Genomic DNA, 19449 nt, shown 5'->3' with positions numbered 1-19449 from the left:
CAGGCGCGACCAAGACGCGCAAGGTGGCGTCCGATCTGGCTCATCGGCAAGAAACTACATATTGTGCTCGGGAAACACTCACATTACAGTGCGGTGCGCGTCCTTCCAATGCAGGATTTGGCAGCATATGAAGGACGCGTACTCGCGTTCCGGTATGCACTGCAGACGTAGCCCGACGACCCCGACGAAGCCGCCAGACATGCTCTCCAAAGCAATGAAAAACTTCACCGGTACCATGCCAGCAGGGTTTTGCTGGCCGAGGCGCGCAAGCCACCAGGCCAGGCATTCCGAGCATCCGTCATCCACCGCGCAGGCCGCCTTGAGGTGGCTGGTCGCATCCCTCGGGGTCCATCGTGAATTTCAAAACAACCAAAGTCTCCACCCAGCTGATGCTGGGGTTTTCCATCCTGATCCTGTTCATGGCCGCGCTGGGTGGCAATGCCCTCTACCTGATGGGCAACATCAATGCCCAGCTCATCGAGGTCCAGACCAACTGGATGCCCAGCGTCAGCACGGCGCAAACCATGCTCGCCGAAATGCGCGCAGTCAACCTGGCCCAGTACCGCGCCCTTACCGCCAACGACGCCCAGCGCATGCAAGACGCCCGGACCCGCATCACCTCGGCCCTGGGCCGCTACGGCAAGGCCGCTGAACAGTATCGCCAGTTGATCAGTACGCCGGCCGAACAGAAGGCCTTCGATGCACTGCAGGACTTGCTGGTCAAGTACAAGCAGATCGGCGACCAGCTGTTGCAAACCGTCGAGCACGGCAATGACATCGAAGCCGCCAACATCATGAAGGACACGCTCTATCCGGTGCGTACCGCCATGGAAGCAAAGATCCAGGAGATCATCAGCATCAATCAGCAGGGCGCTGCCCAGGCCGCCGAACAGGGGCAGTCCAGTTACGCGCGCAGTTACGGAATCATCACCACCTTCACCCTGGCCGCAGCCGTGGCCGGCCTGGTGATCGCCCTGCTGATCAGCCGCCGCCTCACGCGCCAGCTGGGCGGCGAGCCCGGCCAGGCCATGTGGCTGTCAGGCCAGATCGCCGCTGGCAACCTCGCTGCGCGGCTGGAACTGAAATCCAATGACCAGAGCAGCCTGATGCGTTCGCTGATGATCATGCGCGACCAGCTCGCCGGCCTGGTGGGCCAGATCAAGCAGGCCAGCGGCGCCATCCACGTGGCCGCACAGGAGATCGCGCAAGGCAACGTCGACCTCTCGCAGCGCACCGAAGAACAGGCTGCGTCGCTTGAAGAGACCGCCTCCAGCATGGAGGAACTGACCAGCACCGTGCAGCAGAACGCCAACAATGCACGCCAGGCCAGCCGCATGGCCGGCGATGGCGCGGCCGTGGCGCAGCGGGGCGAATCCGAGATCGCAAAGGTGGTCACTACCATGCGCGAGATGAGCGTGAGTTCGCACCAGATGTCGGACATCATCACGGTCATCGAAGGCATCTCCTTCCAGACCAATATCCTGGCCCTCAATGCCGCCGTGGAAGCAGCGCGGGCCGGCGAAAACGGGCGCGGCTTTGCCGTGGTGGCTACCGAAGTACGCGCGCTGGCACAACGCAGCTCGGCCGCCGCCAAGGAAATCAAGGACCTGATCGAAAGCTCGGTGGGCCGCATCCAGAGCGGCACCCAGCTGGTCGAAGCAGCCGGCGGCACCATCGCGGAGATCATGCGTTCGGCCACCCGTACCACTGAACTGATGCAGGACATCGCCTCGGCCTCGGAAGAACAGAGCGCCGGCATCGGCCAGGTCAACACCGCCATCGTGCAGATGGACCAGGTGACGCAGCAGAATGCCGCCCTGGTCGAACAGGCCGCCGCAGCGGCGCAATCCATGATGCAGCAGGCACAGGCACTGACCACGGCGGTCTCGGTGTTCCAGCTGGAAGAGGAGCGGCTCAACACGCTGCAAGGAGGGCAGTCCGTCAGCCTGGGCAACGCTTCGGGCGCGGTGGCGCATACACGACTGCTGGCAACGTCCGCTTCGCATTGAAAGCGCCATCCGAACTTTATAAATAATATATATGATTTATTTAATTACCGTTCTTTCTAGTCGGACCATGCCATAAAGATGGCCTGGAACAGCACCCCACAGCCTGGATTTCCAGCTTTTGGGGCGCTGTTCAATCCAGCCCATTTTCTTTAGTCTCTAGCCAGCCAAGCCCGGCCGGCCGTTTGGCTTCTTCCAGGAGCCATTGTGCGAACGCCTTGAGGGGCTCGCCAGCATGTTGCAACGGCTCAGGCAGCACCAGACAGAATGTTTTGGAAATGCCTGCATCTTGCGGCCATGGCGCCACCAGCCGGCCTTGCGCCAGCTCCCCTTCCACATACAGGCGTGGCACCAGCGCTACGCCCAGGCCGGCCAACGCGGCCTCGATGAGCATCCCATGCAAGTCATAGCGGGGGCCTTGGGCGGCATGCGTCAGGCTTATCCCGGTCTGCGCGGCGTAGCGCTGCCAGGCGTCGTGATTCTGGCGTCGATGCAATCTGGGCAAGCTGTCCAGTGCCGGCGTACAGCTTGCGCCTCGCAACAATGCTGGATGACATACCGGAACCAGCACCTCATCGAGCAAGCGATAGGTGTGCATTCCAGCCCAGGCCGGATGGAGGAAATGAATCGCCGCATCCAAGCCACTGTCGGCCAGCAGGAACGGCTCCATGCGTTGGGAAAAATGAACCGTGATGTCGGGATGCAATGCTGTCAAGCGCGGTAGACGGGGAATGAGCCAGCGCATGGCGAACGTGGGGCTCACTGCGATATCCAGGCTGAACCCATTGGTGGGCTGGGACATCAGATGCTGACTATCGCGGTCCAGACGCTCAAGTATTTCCCGGACGTGGCTGGCGTAGCGTTGGCCATGTGGCAGCAAGCGCACACGATTGCCGATCCGCTCAAACAGCGTTACCCCGAGAAATCCTTCCAGACGCCCGATCTGACGGCTGATGGCACCTTCCGTCAGCGCCAGTTCTTCGGCAGCCCGGGCGAAGCTGCCGTGACGTGCCGCAGCCTCGAATGCCATGAGTGAACTGTTGCTAGGGATCCTGCGTCGCATGGGGTTCCTGACCGGGAGATAAGTGGCTACTCCAGCCTTAGCTTTTGTCATTGAAGCTTACCTAAATATCGATTTATTGGGGAAAAAATGCTACCTATCATGACAACTCCTCAACCACACACGCCACCGTCCCGAGGACTGGCGGACCGTCATCATGATGATCTACACCGTCGAATGCAGCTTTGCCGATCCCGTCAGCGAGGCAGAATGGAACGATTTCTATAGCCTGGAAAAGCTCCCCGCCCTCATCTCCGTGAGCGGCTTTCGCACTTCGCAACGATTCAAGGCCTTGAGCAAAGGCTGCCCGGTCTATCTTGCGCTGCATACCATCGACCATCTCGACGTACTGCTCTCCGAGGAGTATCGGCGCAAAGGGGGCGGCAATTTCGCACGCTGGCAGCAACACATCACGCACTGGCACCGCAACCTCTACGAAACACCGGCACCTGCGCCTGCCCTGCTCCACGGCGCCTATCTGCTGCTCAGCGCGACGGGCCCCGATCCGCTACTGGCGATGGGATTATCGCCTTGGCTGCTCAATGCAGTCGCATTGGAGAAATTTCCGCCACAGCGATGGATGGCGGTCCTGCCCGATTCCATGGAGATCGATCCCGCCGCTCTGCCTGAAGGAATCCACCTCTATACGCCCATGACCGCGCAACTGAGGAGCGGTAGCGGACCGGCAAACCAACCAGCGAGCTGACGCGATGCCCAACGTGACAATCTTCATCCGCCAGGAACGGATGCCTGGCGCAGACTGCCTGGACAGACTGAGCGCAAGCTGCGAACGGCTCTGCACCGGAATTCTGGAGGCCCTGCCGGAAAACGTGCATATCATCTATGTCGCAGCCATCCATGGAAAAGGTCATCCGGCATGGGCCGAGATCCGCTATCGGATGGCGACCAACAGAACGCCGGCTGTCATGGACGATTTCATGCAACAACTCGACGCGGCCATACAAGCCCATACCGGACTGATCCCGCGCATCCGCTGCTTTGCCTACGCAGCGCAGGCCATCAGTGCGCGCAATTGATACCTCACCGAAGACGACAACACGAAAATGAATTTCCCCGGTCAGCAAATCGGCGATTTTTCCGTCACCGCCATCAGCGACGGTTTTCTCAGCGCCCCACTGGACGTACTGTCCAACATCGATCCCGCGGAGGCCGCTCGGCTGCAGCACGAAGCCGGTGTGAGCGCCCCCTCTGCCATCCATATCAATTGCTATCTGATCCGCAGCCAGAGCCGAACCGTGTTGATCGACACGGGTGCAGGTGGCTTCAAGCAATGGGGTGGCAAGTTGCAGGACAATCTCAAACGGGCCGGTGTACGACCTTCCGACATCGATACGGTGCTCCTGACCCATGCTCATCCCGATCATATCGGAGGGTTGCTCAATGGCGCAGGAGAACTCAGTTTTCCCGACGCCGAGTTGGTATTGCATGAACAGGAACTCTCCTTCTGGCAAAACGATATCCACCTGCACCGCGCCAACGAGCGGTCTCGCGGCAACTTTCTCTTGGCGCGCCAGGTGTTCGAGCAGTATCGGGACCGCATCCGCACCTTCGCTGGCGAAGAGGTACTCCCGGGCATCAGCGCCCTGGCGCTTCCCGGACATACCGCCGGACATTGCGGGTTTCGGGTCCAGTCGAATGATCAGGACCTGCTGATCTGGGGTGATATCGTGCATTTCCCACACCTGCAGATCAGTCGCCCTGAAGTCTCCATCGCATTCGATCTCGATCCCCATCTTGCCGCTGCCACTCGGATGCGCTTGCTCGATATCGTCAGTGCCGACCAACTACTCATTGCGGGTATGCACCTCGGCGAAGAAGGCTTCGTGCGGATTATCCGAGCCGGCAACCACTACCGGCTCGTCAACCAGCAGCGGTGAAGCGGGTGAACCACGTACCTGCCAGGCAACCCAGGGATGAACGATGCACATAAAAATGGCCTGGATCTCACGATCCAGGCCATTTCCTTTTTATGGGCCGCCGCCTCTTCCCCTTGCTGATCCTGCCCACGCGGCGGCACGCGGGCAGGCCTCCCCTGCTGACTGTTGCTAACTGTTTGCTGATGACCGCTCAGTCGTCTTCGGCGCCGCCGATGCCCAGTTCCTGGATCTTGCGGGTGATGGTGTTGCGGCCGATGCCCAGGCGCACGGCGGCGTCGTTCTTGCGGCCGTGGGTATGCTTCAGGGCGATCTTGATGAGCGCGGCTTCAAACTGGCGGCCGAGGATATCCATCACCTCGGGCTGCTCGGAAGCCAGCATCTGGGCCGCTTCGGTTTCCAGCAGCGAGATCCAGGTACCGCCTGCGGTATCCGCCGCTGCCACGCCAGCAGCCGGATCGGCATACGCCACCGGCGCGGCCAGCGCGGCCGCCGATGCCGACGCGGGAGCGGAGACGGTCTGCGCCGGTTGCGGTGCGTGGACGCGTTCTTCCACCAGGTCTTGCGGCAGGTCCTTGATCTCCACGGTCTGGCCCGGGGCCATCACGGTGATCCAGTTGCACAGGTTTTCCAGCTGGCGCACGTTGCCGGGGAATTCCAGCTGCGACAGGAACTGCATCGCCTGCGGCGACAGGCGCTTGGCTTCCACGCCCAGCTGGCGTGCGCTTTGCGCCAGGAAGTAGCGGGCCAGGATGGGAATGTCTTCGCTACGTTCGCGCAGGCTGGGCAGGCGCAGACGGATCACGTTCAAGCGATGGTACAAGTCTTCGCGGAACAAACCTTCACGTACACGCTGCTCCAGGTTCTGGTGGGTGGCCGCAATGACGCGTACATTGGCCTTCAACGACTGATGGCCGCCGACACGATAGAAGTGACCATCTGAGAGCACACGCAAGAGGCGTGTCTGCAGGTCCAGCGGCATGTCGCCGATTTCATCGAGGAACAGCGTGCCGCCCTCGGCCTGCTCGAAACGGCCGCGGCGCATGGCTTGCGCGCCGGTGAAGGCACCGCGTTCATGGCCGAACAGTTCGGATTCCAGCAGATCCTTGGGGATCGCAGCCGTGTTGAGCGCCACGAAAGGCTGGCTGGCACGCGGGCTGTGCTTGTGCAGGGCACGCGCCACCAGCTCCTTGCCGGAGCCGGATTCACCGGTGATCAGCACGGTGACGTTGGATTGCGACAGACGGCCGATGGCGCGGAAGACGTCCTGCATGGCCGGCGCCTGGCCGAGAATCTCGGGAGTCTGGGCGGCACCCTGCTCGATGTCGGTCTCGCGCAGGCTCTCGTCGAGGGCGCGGCGGATCAGTTCGACCGCCTTGTCGACGTCGAAGGGCTTGGCCAGGTATTCGAAGGCACCGCCCTGGAAGGCGGAGACCGCCGAATCCAGGTCGGAGAAAGCGGTGATGATGATCACCGGGATGCCGGGATGCTTGGCCTTGATGGTCTGCAGCAGTTCCAGGCCGGAGGCGCCGGGCATGCGGATGTCAGACACCAGCACTTGCGGCGTGCCGCTCTGCAGGGCCGCCATGGCGTCGCGGGCGCTGGAAAAACTCTGCGTGGCGAGATTTTCTCGGGCCAGTGCTTTTTCGAGCACCCAGCGTATCGATTCGTCGTCGTCAACAATCCAGATTGGCTTCATAAATAACTTCTTCCTGCGTTGGTCATGCTGTTAATGCTCCCGCGAATCACGGCGCTTCTGGCACCCTGTCCGCGCCCCCTTGGTGGACCGGATGCCCTGCGTCCACTCAGCTTTGGCGCGCTGCCTGCGGCCATGCTCACGGCAGCGGTATAAGTATTCTGAAATCGGTACAACCGGGCCGGCTGTCGCATTCGATCACGCCCATGTGCTGATGCACGAACGTCTGCGCCAGGGTCAGCCCCAATCCGCTACCACCTTCCCGACCCGATACCAGGGGATAGAAGATTCTTTCCTGGATGTCGGGCGGAATACCCGGACCGTTATCGATGATATGCAAGTCTAGTGCCAGCCGGTATCTGACCTTGGATAGCGTCACCTGGCGCGATACGCGGGTGCGCAAAATCAGCTCGGCATCGCCGGCACGGATGCGGTCGGCCAGCGCTTGTGCGGCATTGTGGACGATGTTCAGGACCGCCTGGATCAGCTGTTCCTTGTCGCCCCGGAATTCGGGAATGGACAGGTCATAGTCGCGCTTGATGGTCAGCCCCTGCGGAAACTCGGCCATCACCAGGCTACGCACGCGTTCACAGACTTCGTGGATGTTGACGTCGCCGACGATGTGGGGATGGCGGTGCGGTGCCAGCAGGCGGTCCACCAGCGTTTGCAGGCGGTCGGCTTCCTTGATGATGACCTGGGTGTATTCGCGCAATTCCTTCAGGTGGCGCTCGGGCAGCTCCAGCTCCAGCAACTGCGCTGCGCCACGGATACCGCCCAGCGGATTCTTGATCTCGTGGGCCAGGTTGCGGATCAGCTCCTTGTTGGCCTGGCTCTGGTCGAACATGCGTTCTTCGCGGTCCAGCTTGAGTTGCTGGACGTTCTCGCGCAGCTCCAGCAGCACCGGCCAGTCGATGCTGTCGAGCGGCGTGACGATGGTGTGGACCTGCAGTGGCTCGCGGTTGGCGCGTTCCAGCACCAGGTCCAGGCGCTTGTCGGCGAACTGGTGTTCGATGGCCTGGTAGAACAGCGCGGTCAGCTCCTTGCCATTGAGGAAGAGCTCCGACAGCTTCTGTTGCGAGAGTACCTTGAAGGAGCTCTCCAGCAGGTTCTCGGCAGCGGCGTTGGCATAGACGATGCCGCCGTTGGCGTCGAGGATGATCACGGCCGAGGCCAGCAGGTCGAGGCCATCGAGGGAAGGAAGCGGTGTCTTCATGGGAGGATTCGTGATGCCTGGGGTCATGTCTTCTTGCTCGGTCTTGCGCAGTCGTTGATCCATACTGACTAGCAATTTTCGGGCGCACTGCGTGCTGAGATCGGCCGCACCGCGCATAAAAAAAGGGGAAGCAAGCTTCCCCTTTTTCTCCTGATACGGATTCGATTACAGCGAGTAGTACATGTCGAATTCGATCGGGTGCGTGGTCATGCGGAAGCGTTGGACTTCCTGCATCTTCAGATCGATGTAGGCATCGATCATGCTGTCGGTGAAGACGCCGCCACGGGTCAGGAACTCGCGGTCCTTGTCCAGGTGTTCCAGGGCTTCGTCCAGCGAGGCGCAGACGGTCGGGATCAGCTTGTCTTCTTCCGGCGGCAGGTGGTACAGGTCCTTGGTGGCAGCTTCGCCCGGGTGGATCTTGTTCTGCACGCCATCCAGACCGGCCATCAGCAGGGCCGAGAAGCACAGGTACGGGTTGGCCAGGGGATCCGGGAAACGGGTCTCGATGCGGCGGCCCTTCGGGTTGGCCACGTGCGGGATACGGATCGAAGCGGAACGGTTGCGGGCCGAGTAGGCCAGCTTGACCGGTGCTTCAAAGCCGGGGACCAGACGCTTGTACGAGTTGGTGCCAGGGTTGGTGATGGCGTTCAATGCCTTGGCGTGCTTGATGATGCCGCCGATGTAGTACAGCGCGAACTCGGACAGGCCGGCATAGCCGTCGCCAGCGAACAGGTTCTTGCCATCCTTCCACACGGACTGGTGCACGTGCATGCCGGAGCCGTTGTCGCCGACCAGGGGCTTGGGCATGAAGGTAGCGGTCTTGCCGTAGGTGTGGGCGACGTTCCAGATCACGTACTTCAGGGTCTGGGTCCAGTCAGCGCGCTCGACCAGGGTCGAGAACTTGGTGCCCAGTTCGTTCTGGCCAGCGCCGGCCACTTCGTGGTGGTGCACTTCGACGGGGATGCCCATGGATTCCAGGATCAGGGACATTTCCGAACGCATGTCCTGGAAGCTGTCGACCGGGGGAACCGGGAAGTAGCCGCCCTTGACGGTCGGACGGTGGCCGGAGTTGCCGCCTTCGATCTCGGCGCCGGTGCTCCAGGAAGCTTCTTCGGAGTCGATCTTGACGAAGGAACCGGACATGTCCGCGCCCCAGCGCACGCCGTCGAAGATGAAGAATTCGGGTTCCGGACCGAAGTAGGCGGTGTCGCCCAGGCCGGAGGACTTCAGGTAGGCTTCAGCGCGCTTGGCGATGGAGCGCGGGTCACGGTCGTAGCCCTTGCCGTCGGACGGCTCGATCACGTCACATTGCATGAAGAGGGTGGTCTCTTCCATGAACGGGTCGATGTTGGCGGTGTTCGGGTCCGGGATCAGCAGCATGTCGGAGGCTTCGATACCCTTCCAGCCGGCGATCGACGAACCGTCGAAGGCGTGACCGGATTCGAACTTGTCGATGTCGAAATGCGAAACCGGCACGGTCACGTGCTGTTCCTTGCCACGGGTGTCAGCGAAACGGAAGTCGACAAACTTGACTTCGTTGTCCTTGACCATCTTCAAAACCTCTGCGGCCGTCCTTGCCATGCGAATCTCCTAAAACGAGGAAGTAGTATAAATTGGGTTGTTGAGCCGTTTTCTGCGACTGGATCTTTGCATTTGATACAACGGTCTTGCGCCGAACTCAGTCGCGGATGATAGCAGATTCCATGCCACCAACCTTTCAGGTGCGCCAATAATGGAATATTTTAGGGAGGCTGCGGCAGACGGGGCGTTGAGCGCGGTGCAGAGGGACTGCCAGCACGCATTATTTTAGTGCGATACGGCGAAAATGCACCGCAATAATGCATATCTTCAGCACAAGAGCTGAATTGCACCAATAAAGAGCATGCGCCATCTTGGGGCGGGCTTGCCCCGGATGAAGCAGCCTGCACCGGCTTGGGAAGATAGCCTAATTGTTTATATTGTTTAAAATCAGCGCTGCTGCGCCACACCGATTTTGCCGGACTTCACCGACATTCCGACCACTCCTCGCCCTTTAGAGACTTTCCCATGAGCAACAACTCCATTCTCAGCACCGCCACCCAACGTGCCGCCGACGGCCAACTGCCTTATGCCGGTGCCGTGACGCCCCAGGAAGCGCTGGCGCTGCTGCAGTCCGATCCCGCCATCAAGCTGGTCGACGTGCGCACCCGCGCCGAGCGCGACTGGGTGGGCGTGGTCCAGATTCCGGCCGCGCAGCACCTGGCGGTGCAATGGAATCTCTACCCCGAGGGCAAACCCAACCCGCAATTCCTGGAACAACTGAATGAGGTCGCCCAGCCGGGCGAGGTACTGCTGTTCCTGTGCCGCTCGGGCGTGCGTTCCAAGCATGCGGCCAAGCTCGCCACCGAGCACGGTTACACCCGCTGCTTCGACATCCTCGAGGGCTTCGAAGGCAACAAGGACGCCAACGGTCACCGCAAGACCATCGAAGGCTGGTGCAAGGCCGGCCTGCCCTGGACCGGCGCCTGAAGGCGGCGCGCGCCCTCAGCCCTGCAGGCTGCGCGCCTGCAGGGCGCTGGCCAGCGACTGCAGCAAGAGGCTGATGGCTTCCAGGCCGCCGGCATCGGCGCGCAGCGCTTCTTCCACACAATCGAGCAAGGCCACGATCTCCTGCCGCCCCATGGTCAGGGCGGCCCCCTTCATGCGGTGCGCCAGCTGCGCCATGCGCGCGCGGTCTGCCGCCAGGCTGGCCTGTTCCAGCGCCTGCAGGTCGTGCAGCGTGGTCTGCAGGAAGAGCCGGTCGAGGTCGCGGCTGTGCTCCTCTTGCGGCGTGGCGGCGTCGCCCTCGTCCTCACTGTCGTGATCGCACCAGAGCACCAGCAGACGGCGGATGGCCTGGGTCTGCAAGGGCTTGCCCAGCATGCCATCCATGCCGCTGTCCAGGCAGCGCTGCACGTGCAGGGCGTCGGTCTCGGCCGAAATGCCGATCAGGGGCGTGTAGGGACGATGGCGGTCCTGCTGCTCCAGGCGGCGCACCTGGCGCGCCACTTCCTGGCCCGGCATGTCCGGCAGGAAGCAATCGAGCAGTACCAATCCATACGGCCGGGCCTGGATGGCAGCCAGGGCGCTGCTGCCATCGGCCACGCAATCGACCTGGCAGCCCAGCCTCTGCAGGCGGTTCTGGATGGCGTAGCGAATGGTGGCCGAATCATCGACCAGCAGCACGCCGGTTTGATTCGGATGGGGCATTGCGCTTTCCCTCTGGTGCGGCATTTACAGCTCCTTGATCTGGTATTCGATCTTGAACAATTCGTGGTCGCTGCGTACGCCCAGCTTGCGGAAGGCCGACTGCTTCTGTCCGCTGATGGTCTTGACGCTGCGGGCGAATTTTTCGGCGATCTCGGTGACGGACATGCCATCGAGGCAGCAACGCAGGACCTCCCGCTCACGCGGCGACAGGCTGGGCATGTCCGAGAGCGTATCGGAGGAAGCCGGCGCGCTGCGGGTGCGGGGGCGTTTCGGGCGGGGTTCGGGCTGGCTGCGGGTGGTCGCCTCGGCGGCCTGCATGGCGGCCAGTTCGCGCGTCATGGCGCTGTTGAGATATTCACGTCCACGACAAACGATACGAATGGCTTGGATCAATTCGGTCAATTCCTGCGACTTGCTGACGAAACCGCGCGCGCCCGCCTTCATCGCCATGGCCACGGTAGCCGGGCTGCCGTGGGCCGAGGTGACCAGGATTTTGCTGCGCGGGAAACGCACCCGCAGTGCGCGGATCAGGTTCAAGCCATCGATGTCATTGCTGCCCAGCGAATAATCGATCAGCAACAGGTCGGCCGGCGAGGCGCGCAGGGCCGTCATCAGTTCCTTGCTGGTGGCGAAGGCGCCAATGACGGCAAAGTCCGGCTCCTCGGCCAGGCGTTTGGCCAGGCCATAACGCACCACGGCGTGGTCGTCGAGCAAGGCGATGCGCATCGCCGATGCCAAGGTCCATGTCATGCGCTCTCCCCCTCGAATGTTGGTCTCATGAAGCTGCTGCAGTGCGTCATCCCTTACGCACGATGCGAGCGCTGGCAAAGGCGTTATTGTGGTCGAGCGCAGCCGGCCAGCGCATAAGAATCGTCTGAAAAACCATGAGAAATCGCAGCGTTCACTACTTTACCGCCCTTGCCGGATGCTGACGATAGCGTCAGCTTTGTAACACCCTGTATGAAGGGACAGGCTTGCTGCGCTACAGTGGCGCCCATTGGCCCGGATCGGCGGCCCGTCGCTCGCCGGATGGCGCATTACACTTTCTTACAGCCCGTGGCGCGGCCGTTGACGATACTGGCTTGCGGCTTTTCTCCACCTTTTTCGATCCTGCGAGGCTCGTCGATGCTCCCGCACCAACCCGTTCTGCCCTCCCGTCGCGCTGCCTTGTTGACGCTCGTCCTGCTGGCCGGCCTGATGGGGCAGGCACGGGCCGCAACACCGGCTGCCAGCGGCGCGCCGCTGACGGAACAGGAACGCGCATTGCACGTGCTGAACCGCCTGGGCTATGGTCCGCGCCCGGGCGATCTGGAGCAGGTCGAACGCATGGGCGTGAAGCGCTACATTGATCAGCAGCTGCATCCCGAGCGCATCCCGCTGCCGCAGGACTTGCAGGCCAGCCTGGCCGCCTTGCCGGCCTTGCAGATGACGTCCATGCAGGTCTTCAACGAGTATGGTCCGCCCTCCTTCAAGCGCGACGCCAGCAAGGAAGAACAGCAGGCCGCGCGCCAGCGTGCGCCGCGTGAACTGCCACCGCAATTCCACATGGCGCGCCTGCTCCAGGCCACCCAAAGCCCGCGCCAGCTGGAAGAAGTGATGACCGAGTTCTGGGCCAATCACTTCAATATCTTCGAGGGCAAGGAGTGGGTGCTCTACTGGGTCGGCGACTATGAAAAGAATGCGATCCGTCCTTACGCGCTGGGCAACTTCCGCGATCTGCTGGGCGCGGTGGCACATCATCCGGCCATGCTCTACTACCTCGACAACTGGCTCTCCAGCGGCGCCGGCACCCCGGGTGCGCGCGGGCGCTTCAAGGGCCTGAACGAAAACTATGCGCGCGAGCTGATGGAGCTGCATACCCTGGGCGTGGATGGCGGTTACCAGCAGGCCGACGTGATCACGCTGGCGCGCATCCTCTCCGGCTGGACCATCGATGTGGATGCCATGAAGGCCGGTGCCTCGCCCTTCCGTTTTATCGCCCAGCGCCATGATGACGGCCCCAAGATCTTCCTCGGCAAGCCGCTGCAGGCCAGCGGTTACCAGGAAGGTGAAGCGGCATTGGACATCTTGGCCAGCCATCCTTCGACGGCGCGTTTCATCTCGACCCAGCTGGTGGAATATTTCGTCTCTGACCAGCCCGACCCGGCACTGGTGAACAAGCTCGCGCAGAAATTCCTGGCCAGCCATGGCGATATCCGGGCGGTGTTGCAGACGCTCTTCGACAGCCCGCAATTCTGGGCGCGCAGCAATTACCAGACGCAGTTCAAGACGCCTTACCAGTTCGTGGTTTCGGCCCTGCGTGCGGGCGATATCCCGGTGCGCAACAGCAAGCCGGTCAATGGCGAACTGGGGCAATTTGGCATGCCGCTTTATGGCTGGCTCACGCCCGAAGGCTACAAGTATTCGCAGGCCGCGTGGCTCAATCCGGGGGCGCTGCTGCGGCGGATCAACTTTGCCGGCAGCCTGGCCGGTGGCAAGTCGCCGATTGCCCGCGCCGAAGGCGCGCCGGCACCCACCAATGCCGAAGCCCCGCCGCTGGATGCCCAGCAGTTGCTGCGCACGCTGGGCCCGGCCATCACGCCGCAGGCCGCCGCCCAGATCGATGCCGCGCCCGCCAACCAGCGCGCCGGCCTGATCCTGGGCAGTCCCGATTTCATGAAGCGTTGATTCCCTTATCGCAGAGGTCAGCATGAACCGCCGCCATTTTCTCCGTTACCTGGCCGCTGCCGGCAGCGGCGCCATCCTGGTGCCGATCGGCTTGTCCGGCTGCGCCGTCGTGCCCGGCGGCGACCAGACCATCAGCCGCGCCAGCCACACGCCGGGCCAGGTGGCCTACGGTTCCCCTGCCCCGCGTGCGCACGCACAGGGCGATGGCGCACCGCGCATGGTGGTGGTGTTCCTGCGCGGTGCGGTCGATGGCCTCAACGTGGTGGTGCCGCATGGCGATCCGCTGTATTACCAGGCCCGTCCCACCATTGCGGTGGCGCGTCCGGGGCAGGCCAATGGCGCGCTGGACCTGACCGGCTACTTCGGCCTGCATCCGGCGCTGCAGCCCTTGATGCCGTATTGGGAAAGCGGCCAGCTGGCCTTCGTGCATGCATCGGGATCGCCCGATGGTTCACGCTCGCATTTCGAGGCGCAGGATTACATGGAAACCGGCACGCCCGGCCAGCACAACACGCGTGATGGCTGGCTCAACCGCTTGATGGATTACCTGCCGCCGGAGCAGTCGCCACTGCAGGCCATCAACGTCGGCAGCGCCACGCCGCGCATCTTCAGCGGCCACAATGTGGCGGCGAATCTGCAGACCGGCCGCGAAGCCACGCGTGCGAGCATGATCGACCAGCCGCGCTGGAGCCAGGTCTTCGACCCGCTCTATGGCGGCGACGATGCGCTGGGCAAGGCCTATCGCGACGGCATGACCGCGCGCAAGCAGCTCATGGCCGAGATCAACAGCCAGGAGCAGCAGATGGCCAACAATGGCGCGCCGCTGCCCAATGGGCTTTCCATGGACACGGCGCGGCTGGGACGGCTGATGCGCCATGATTCGCGCATCCGGCTGGCTTTCCTGGCCGTGGGCGGCTGGGATACGCATGCCGGCCAGGGTAATGGCACCGGCAAGCTGGCCGGGGGGCTGGCGCCGCTGGCCACGGGCTTGGCCACGCTGGCGCACGAACTGGGGCCGGCCTTCAATGACACGGTGATCGTGGTGATGTCCGAATTCGGCCGTACCTTCCGCGAAAACGGTAATGGCGGTACCGATCACGGTCACGGCAATGCGATGTGGCTGATGGGCGGCAATCTGCGTGGCGGCAAGATCTACGGGCAGTGGCCGGGGCTGAACCAGAGCGCCTTGAACGAGGGACGCGACCTGGCCATCACGACGGATTTCCGCGCGGTGCTGTGCGCGCTGTCGGAACGGCATATGCGCATTCCGGATCAAGCATTGGAGAAAATTTTTCCCCAATATGCTGCGGGTTCCAAAGGTGTGCCTGCGCTCTTTGTCTAAGAAAGTACAGCAGATTCCTAGGATGATTTCCCACTCTAGTTTCGAAGATTTTTGATGCCAGATAGCGGTAGCCTCTTGCTTTCGTTGACATTTTCCGCCTCCGTAGTAGCGAAATGCAATGTGCGAAGCAAAACTTGTCCATCCCCATAGGTATGGAGACGACTGGCTAATCTAGAAACGGAATTTCATGGCTATCGATGTAAAAAAAGCTCCGTATTACCAGCTTCAGAAAGGATTGTTCAGTCCGACGTTAAGAAAATTCGAAGGCGCCCGCGGGTGTGTTCCTCTAGACACTCAAAAAGGTATATCACTCGACAGGCCTGCACCGGGTATGAAACCTCCGTCGACAGCCAAGCCACCTATCAAGCCGACAAAAGCTCTTAAACAAGCCGAGGCAAAGCAATACAAACAACCAAAAGCGGAACAGCCGAAGTCGAAGCGGCCCACAATGCAACTCGAAGCTGAAATTTGCGAACAGCCGCCGATTTTCGATCTTCAGGACGTACCTGTAGCAATGGATAATTTGGGCTGGACGGTCTCGGCAAAACTTGCACGACGATGGTTTGCTAGTCCTGCTCATACCTTTAACGACGACCCAAAGTCGGTGCAGCCCATCGATGATCTCGAGGTTGCTCTTGACTGGACATTGAAGTTCGGAAACGTCAGAAGGAAATACCAGAAGTTTCTGGAAAATGATGTCTATAGCGAACGAGCAATTGCGGCGGCAACGGACGCCATTAAGGTATCCGTTCGGAAACTCTTCGAGGACAGAAGCTCAACGTTAAGCTTTAATACGTCCGGGTTTTTAGGTGATTTGCGGAAGTTTCATGTTGATTGGCAGTTCCAGACGCTGAAAATAGGTGACAGAGACACTTTTGATGGGCTCACACTGACCGACCTCACGGGATCGCTGGCCAATTTCAACATCTATGCCGCCATCGGAAATGTTGATATTTCGAGCGAAAAATACTTCAGATATGAGAGAGGCAGTACCCGCTACTGTCTAAATGCCACGGGCAAAATTACACATATATATGTCTATGTGAAGGACAATTACTCCTTCAACGGAAAGCAATATCTCGGTCACTGGAATAGGCACGGAATTATTTTTGCACCGGGCACTTGGCTAGCAGGATCAGGCTCGCCCAAGAGCGACTCAGATATGGACGTTTGGGTGAAAGCAATCAACAAACCGGTGGATACGCGCAAAAGCTTGTTTGGAAAATTCAAAGAACCCGACGTCTACTTTCCTGTGTTTAATGCGGACTACAATCGCTGGCGAGAAAGACACGGTAGGGGTGGTGACTTTATGGTGTATTCGAAGCCTGTTTACCTGAAATTGAAGAAGCCAATCAGCCTCAAACTTGGTGAGATATGCAGAATAGAACCGTTAAGTTCTTTGGGCTAGCTCTTTTGGTTTATCTCGCGCTAGGCTTGCTCGTTCATTTCACAAGACCCCACTATGGTCGCTGCGACTTTTACAATCGGCCGGACACGTTGGACGGTGGTGTGAAACTCTTGAACGGAACGTCATATCGTTTCCAGATGTGTGGTACTGGCGGAAATGATCAGGACGGAACGAACGATAAAATCGAACTGAAGGTATTCAACGATCAAGGCACGCTGCTCGCCCGGAGATATTTTTCGGTCAACTGGTATGCAGGCAGAAGCTTCCATCCACCCTTGGCCTACGAGGACGACTTCGTTCGATATATTGACGTGACTGAAAACTCAAGCTTCGAAAAACGCATGAACATCCCGCCAACAAAGTGGGATTGGATTCGAGCCAGATTGCCGTTGTTTTGACCCAAGCTTGGTCACCATTGCCAATCTGGCTGACATCACTCCGCCTCAGCAATCCACGCCGCCTGAATCGCCTCCAGAATGCGCTCTCCAGACCGGTTGGGATCATCCTCGAAACCCTCCAGCTCCATCACCCACCGATGCAGGTCGGTAAAGCGGATGGTCTTGGGATCGACATCGGGAAACTTGTCGTAAAGTTCCTCGGCAATCTGCTGGGTATCAGTCCATTTCATGTCAGTCTCCCTTGCACGGCGATGAAACCGCGCTCAGTGGTTTTCGGAAGCGTGGTTGATGGTGTACTTGGGGATCTCGACGGTCAGGTCGTCTTCCCCCAGCACCACCTGGCAAGACAGGCGGGACGTGGCTTCCAGGCCCCAGGCCATGTCCAGCAGGTCTTCTTCCTTGTCGGTCGGATCATCGAGGGTCTCGAAACCTTCGCGGATGACGACGTGGCAGGTGGTACAGGCGCAGGACTTCTCGCAGGCGTGCTCGATGTCGATGTCGCTGTCCAGCAGCGCATCGCACAGGGTCTTGCCGGCGGGGGCGTCGATCACCGAGCCTTCGGGGCAAAGGACCGGATGGGGGAGGATGACGATCTGGGGCATGGTGGCTCTCGTATCTTGTCTACAGTATTCAGGTGAGGAAATCGCTCAGGCGACTTCATCCAGTTTCTTGCCAGCCAGTGCGGCGTGGACGCTGCGGTCCATGCGGCGGGCGGCGAATTCTTCGGTGCCATGCGCCAGCGCATCCACGGCCGCCTTGATGGCGAGATGGTCGCTGCCTTGCGCGGCAGCTGTCACGGCCGCCATCTGGGCTTCGATGGCCGCACGCTCGTCTTCCGACAGCAATGCAGCATCGGCCTGCAGCGCCGAGCGCGTGGCCAGGACGATGCGCTCGGCTTCGACCTGTTCTTCGCGCAGGGCGCGGCGTTGCATGTCTTCATCGGCGGAGCTGAAGGATTCCTGCAGCATGCGGGCGATCTCGTCATCGCCCAGGCCATACGACGGCTTGACGGTGATGGAAGCCTCCACACCCGAGGTCATCTCGCGCGCCGACACGGCCAGCAAGCCATCGGCATCGACCTGGTAAGTCACGCGGATGCGCGCCGCACCGGCCGCCATCGGCGGAATGCCGCGCAGCTCGAAGCGTGCCAGCGAGCGGCAATCTGCGACCAGCTCGCGCTCGCCCTGCACCACATGGATCGCCATGGCCGTCTGGCCATCCTTGAAGGTGGTGAACTCCTGGGCGCGGGCACAGGGAATGGTGGAATTGCGCGGGATGACCTTCTCGGCCAGGCCGCCCATGGTCTCGATGCCCAGCGACAGAGGAATCACGTCCAGCAGCAGCCAGTCGTCGCCCGGCGCACGATTGCCGGCCAGCAGATTGGCCTGCACCGCCGCACCCAGCGCCACCACCTTGTCGGGGTCGATGTTGGAGAGCGGATTGGTCTTGAAGAACTCACCCACCGCGCGGCGGATGTGCGGCATGCGGGTGGCACCGCCGACCAGCACCACGCCATCCACGTCTTCCACGGTCAACCCGGCATCGCGCAGGGCCTTGCGCACCGGCGCCATGGTCTTGGCCACCAGGTGCTGGGTGATCTCGTTGAATTGCGCGGCCGTGATCGACAGGTGCACTTCTTCACCCGACTTGAGCACGGCATCGATCTGCACTTCATCCTTGCTGGAAAGCAGTTCCTTGACCTCGCGCGCCTTGACCATCAACAGGCGCGTGTCTTCATCCGACAGCGGCTGCAGTTGCGCTTCATGGCTGATCCAGCAGAACAGGCGATGGTCGAAATCGTCCCCCCCCAGGGCCGAGTCGCCGCCGGTGGCCAGCACCTCGAAGACGCCGCGCGTGAGCTTGAGGATGGAGATGTCGAAGGTGCCGCCGCCCAGGTCATAGACGGCGAAGATGCCTTCGGAGGCATTGTCCAGGCCATAGGCAATCGCCGCCGCAGTGGGTTCGTTGAGCAGTCGCAGCACGTTGATGCCGGCCAGTTGCGCCGCATCCTTGGTGGCCTGACGCTGGGCATCGTCAAAGTAGGCGGGCACGGTAATGACGGCGCCTACCAGGTCGTCGCCCAGGGCGTCTTCGGCGGTCTGGCGCAGCGTGGCCAGGATCTGGGCCGAGATTTCCACCGGGCTCTTCACGCCGGCCACGGTCTTGATCTGCACCATGCCGGGTTGGTCCTGGAAGTCGTAGGGCATGTTCTCGGCGTGGGCGATGTCCTTCAGGCCACGGCCCATGAAACGCTTGACCGAGACGATGGTATTGCGCGGGTCGATGGTCTGCGCAGCCTGGGCCTTGTAGCCGATGTTGGCGTGGCCGTTGGGCAGGTAGCGCACGATCGAGGGCAGCAGCACGCGGCCATCGTCATCGGCCAGGACCTCGGGGATGCTGTTGCGCACGGTGGCCACCAGCGAATTGGTGGTACCCAGGTCGATGCCGACGGCCAGACGGCGCTGGTGCGGCGCGGTGGACATGCCCGGTTCGGAAATCTGCAGTAAAGCCATAAGGTGTGGACTCGTCGTGGAAC

At 61.2% G+C, this 19449-nt stretch carries 18 protein-coding genes; 9 read left to right on the top strand and 9 right to left on the bottom strand.

The window, feature by feature from the left end; all coding sequences use genetic code 11:
- Window positions 1-353 precede the first annotated feature (353 nt).
- Window positions 354-2009 carry a methyl-accepting chemotaxis protein gene (locus ACVC5H_RS09775; RefSeq protein ID WP_489622123.1) on the top strand — a complete coding sequence of 552 codons (1656 nt, stop codon included), beginning with the start codon at window positions 354-356 and terminating at the stop codon, window positions 2007-2009.
- Between the two features lie 130 nt (window positions 2010-2139).
- Here ACVC5H_RS09775 and ACVC5H_RS09770 read toward each other — a convergent pair whose 3' ends face one another.
- Window positions 2140-3069, bottom strand: coding sequence for a LysR substrate-binding domain-containing protein (locus ACVC5H_RS09770; protein WP_489622122.1), 930 nt, complete (start codon window positions 3067-3069; stop codon window positions 2140-2142).
- A 157-nt stretch (window positions 3070-3226) separates the two neighbouring features.
- On the opposite strand from ACVC5H_RS09770, the gene ACVC5H_RS09765 reads away from it, so the two are divergent.
- From ACVC5H_RS09765 to ACVC5H_RS09755, 3 genes are read left to right on the top strand one after another with little or no spacing between them, the layout of a single operon-like run.
- On the top strand, window positions 3227-3772 hold the full coding sequence (locus tag ACVC5H_RS09765; RefSeq protein ID WP_489622677.1) for a sugar ABC transporter: 546 nt from the start codon (window positions 3227-3229) through the stop codon (window positions 3770-3772).
- A gap of 4 nt (window positions 3773-3776) precedes the next feature.
- Window positions 3777-4103, top strand: coding sequence for a hypothetical protein (locus ACVC5H_RS09760; RefSeq protein WP_489622121.1), 327 nt, complete (start codon window positions 3777-3779; stop codon window positions 4101-4103).
- A gap of 27 nt (window positions 4104-4130) precedes the next feature.
- Window positions 4131-4964 carry an MBL fold metallo-hydrolase gene (locus ACVC5H_RS09755; RefSeq protein ID WP_489622120.1) on the top strand — a complete coding sequence of 278 codons (834 nt, stop codon included), beginning with the start codon at window positions 4131-4133 and terminating at the stop codon, window positions 4962-4964.
- A gap of 190 nt (window positions 4965-5154) precedes the next feature.
- Here ACVC5H_RS09755 and ntrC read toward each other — a convergent pair whose 3' ends face one another.
- From ntrC to glnA, 3 genes are all read right to left on the bottom strand, one after another.
- A complete protein-coding gene (gene ntrC, locus ACVC5H_RS09750; RefSeq protein WP_489622119.1) occupies window positions 5155-6660 on the bottom strand; it encodes a nitrogen regulation protein NR(I) in 1506 nt (501 codons plus the stop codon).
- A gap of 136 nt (window positions 6661-6796) precedes the next feature.
- A complete protein-coding gene (gene glnL / locus ACVC5H_RS09745; RefSeq protein WP_489622118.1) occupies window positions 6797-7870 on the bottom strand; it encodes a nitrogen regulation protein NR(II) in 1074 nt (357 codons plus the stop codon).
- Window positions 7871-8035: 165 nt separating this feature from the next.
- On the bottom strand, window positions 8036-9451 hold the full coding sequence (gene glnA / locus ACVC5H_RS09740) for a type I glutamate--ammonia ligase (RefSeq protein WP_489622117.1): 1416 nt from the start codon (window positions 9449-9451) through the stop codon (window positions 8036-8038).
- Window positions 9452-9916: 465 nt separating this feature from the next.
- Here glnA and ACVC5H_RS09735 point away from each other — a divergent pair, with 465 nt between their 5' ends.
- Window positions 9917-10378 (top strand): rhodanese-like domain-containing protein, encoded by a 462-nt coding sequence (locus tag ACVC5H_RS09735; RefSeq protein WP_489622116.1) that lies wholly within the window; start codon window positions 9917-9919, stop codon window positions 10376-10378.
- 15 nt (window positions 10379-10393) lie between these two features.
- Here ACVC5H_RS09735 and ACVC5H_RS09730 read toward each other — a convergent pair whose 3' ends face one another.
- Window positions 10394-11098: a response regulator gene (locus ACVC5H_RS09730; RefSeq protein WP_489622115.1), complete on the bottom strand. Its 705-nt coding sequence runs from the start codon at window positions 11096-11098 to the stop codon at window positions 10394-10396.
- A gap of 24 nt (window positions 11099-11122) precedes the next feature.
- Window positions 11123-11848, bottom strand: coding sequence for a response regulator transcription factor (locus ACVC5H_RS09725; protein WP_489622114.1), 726 nt, complete (start codon window positions 11846-11848; stop codon window positions 11123-11125).
- A 447-nt stretch (window positions 11849-12295) separates the two neighbouring features.
- Here ACVC5H_RS09725 and ACVC5H_RS09720 point away from each other — a divergent pair, with 447 nt between their 5' ends.
- The 4 genes from ACVC5H_RS09720 to ACVC5H_RS09705 all read left to right on the top strand — a co-directional run bounded on the left by ACVC5H_RS09720 (window position 12296) and on the right by ACVC5H_RS09705 (window position 16913).
- Window positions 12296-13765, top strand: coding sequence for a DUF1800 domain-containing protein (locus ACVC5H_RS09720; protein WP_489622676.1), 1470 nt, complete (start codon window positions 12296-12298; stop codon window positions 13763-13765).
- A 22-nt stretch (window positions 13766-13787) separates the two neighbouring features.
- Window positions 13788-15107, top strand: coding sequence for a DUF1501 domain-containing protein (locus tag ACVC5H_RS09715; protein WP_489622113.1), 1320 nt, complete (start codon window positions 13788-13790; stop codon window positions 15105-15107).
- 187 nt (window positions 15108-15294) lie between these two features.
- Window positions 15295-16515 carry a DUF6402 family protein gene (locus tag ACVC5H_RS09710; RefSeq protein ID WP_489622112.1) on the top strand — a complete coding sequence of 407 codons (1221 nt, stop codon included), beginning with the start codon at window positions 15295-15297 and terminating at the stop codon, window positions 16513-16515.
- A 101-nt stretch (window positions 16516-16616) separates the two neighbouring features.
- Entirely contained in the window at window positions 16617-16913 is a 297-nt protein-coding gene (locus ACVC5H_RS09705; protein ID WP_489622111.1) for a hypothetical protein, read from the top strand.
- A gap of 35 nt (window positions 16914-16948) precedes the next feature.
- On the opposite strand, the gene iscX is transcribed toward ACVC5H_RS09705, so the two are convergent.
- The 3 genes from iscX to hscA are packed head-to-tail and all read right to left on the bottom strand — an operon-like array spanning window position 16949 to window position 19426.
- Window positions 16949-17143, bottom strand: a complete 195-nt coding sequence (iscX, locus tag ACVC5H_RS09700; protein ID WP_488928394.1) for a Fe-S cluster assembly protein IscX — start codon at window positions 17141-17143, stop codon at window positions 16949-16951.
- A gap of 33 nt (window positions 17144-17176) precedes the next feature.
- Window positions 17177-17515 carry an ISC system 2Fe-2S type ferredoxin gene (fdx, locus tag ACVC5H_RS09695; protein ID WP_013235088.1) on the bottom strand — a complete coding sequence of 113 codons (339 nt, stop codon included), beginning with the start codon at window positions 17513-17515 and terminating at the stop codon, window positions 17177-17179.
- A gap of 45 nt (window positions 17516-17560) precedes the next feature.
- A complete protein-coding gene (gene hscA, locus ACVC5H_RS09690; protein ID WP_489622110.1) occupies window positions 17561-19426 on the bottom strand; it encodes a Fe-S protein assembly chaperone HscA in 1866 nt (621 codons plus the stop codon).
- Between the last annotated feature and the right edge of the window lie 23 nt (window positions 19427-19449).

The organism is Herbaspirillum sp. Her3 (assembly GCF_057961275.1).
Note: the sequence above shows the minus strand (reverse complement) of the source record. Positions and strands in the feature narration are given on the sequence as shown.

Bases quoted from the DNA above. Each gene is read 5' to 3' on its own strand.
- iscX (WP_488928394.1), bottom strand. From the start codon at position 17,143: ATGAAATGGACTGATACCCAGCAGATTGCCGAGGAACTTTACGACAAG.
- ACVC5H_RS09715 (WP_489622113.1), top strand. From the start codon at position 13,788: ATGAACCGCCGCCATTTTCTCCGTTACCTGGCCGCTGCCGGCAGCGGC.
- ACVC5H_RS09770 (WP_489622122.1), bottom strand. From the start codon at position 3,069: ATGCGACGCAGGATCCCTAGCAACAGTTCACTCATGGCATTCGAGGCT.
- ACVC5H_RS09735 (WP_489622116.1), top strand. From the start codon at position 9,917: ATGAGCAACAACTCCATTCTCAGCACCGCCACCCAACGTGCCGCCGAC.
- ntrC (WP_489622119.1), bottom strand. From the start codon at position 6,660: ATGAAGCCAATCTGGATTGTTGACGACGACGAATCGATACGCTGGGTG.
- ACVC5H_RS09720 (WP_489622676.1), top strand. From the start codon at position 12,296: ATGGGGCAGGCACGGGCCGCAACACCGGCTGCCAGCGGCGCGCCGCTG.
- ACVC5H_RS09725 (WP_489622114.1), bottom strand. From the start codon at position 11,848: ATGACATGGACCTTGGCATCGGCGATGCGCATCGCCTTGCTCGACGAC.
- ACVC5H_RS09730 (WP_489622115.1), bottom strand. From the start codon at position 11,098: ATGCCCCATCCGAATCAAACCGGCGTGCTGCTGGTCGATGATTCGGCC.
- ACVC5H_RS09710 (WP_489622112.1), top strand. From the start codon at position 15,295: ATGGCTATCGATGTAAAAAAAGCTCCGTATTACCAGCTTCAGAAAGGA.
- ACVC5H_RS09760 (WP_489622121.1), top strand. From the start codon at position 3,777: ATGCCCAACGTGACAATCTTCATCCGCCAGGAACGGATGCCTGGCGCA.
- ACVC5H_RS09765 (WP_489622677.1), top strand. From the start codon at position 3,227: ATGATCTACACCGTCGAATGCAGCTTTGCCGATCCCGTCAGCGAGGCA.
- glnL (WP_489622118.1), bottom strand. From the start codon at position 7,870: ATGAAGACACCGCTTCCTTCCCTCGATGGCCTCGACCTGCTGGCCTCG.
- glnA (WP_489622117.1), bottom strand. From the start codon at position 9,451: ATGGCAAGGACGGCCGCAGAGGTTTTGAAGATGGTCAAGGACAACGAA.
- ACVC5H_RS09755 (WP_489622120.1), top strand. From the start codon at position 4,131: ATGAATTTCCCCGGTCAGCAAATCGGCGATTTTTCCGTCACCGCCATC.
- fdx (WP_013235088.1), bottom strand. From the start codon at position 17,515: ATGCCCCAGATCGTCATCCTCCCCCATCCGGTCCTTTGCCCCGAAGGC.
- hscA (WP_489622110.1), bottom strand. From the start codon at position 19,426: ATGGCTTTACTGCAGATTTCCGAACCGGGCATGTCCACCGCGCCGCAC.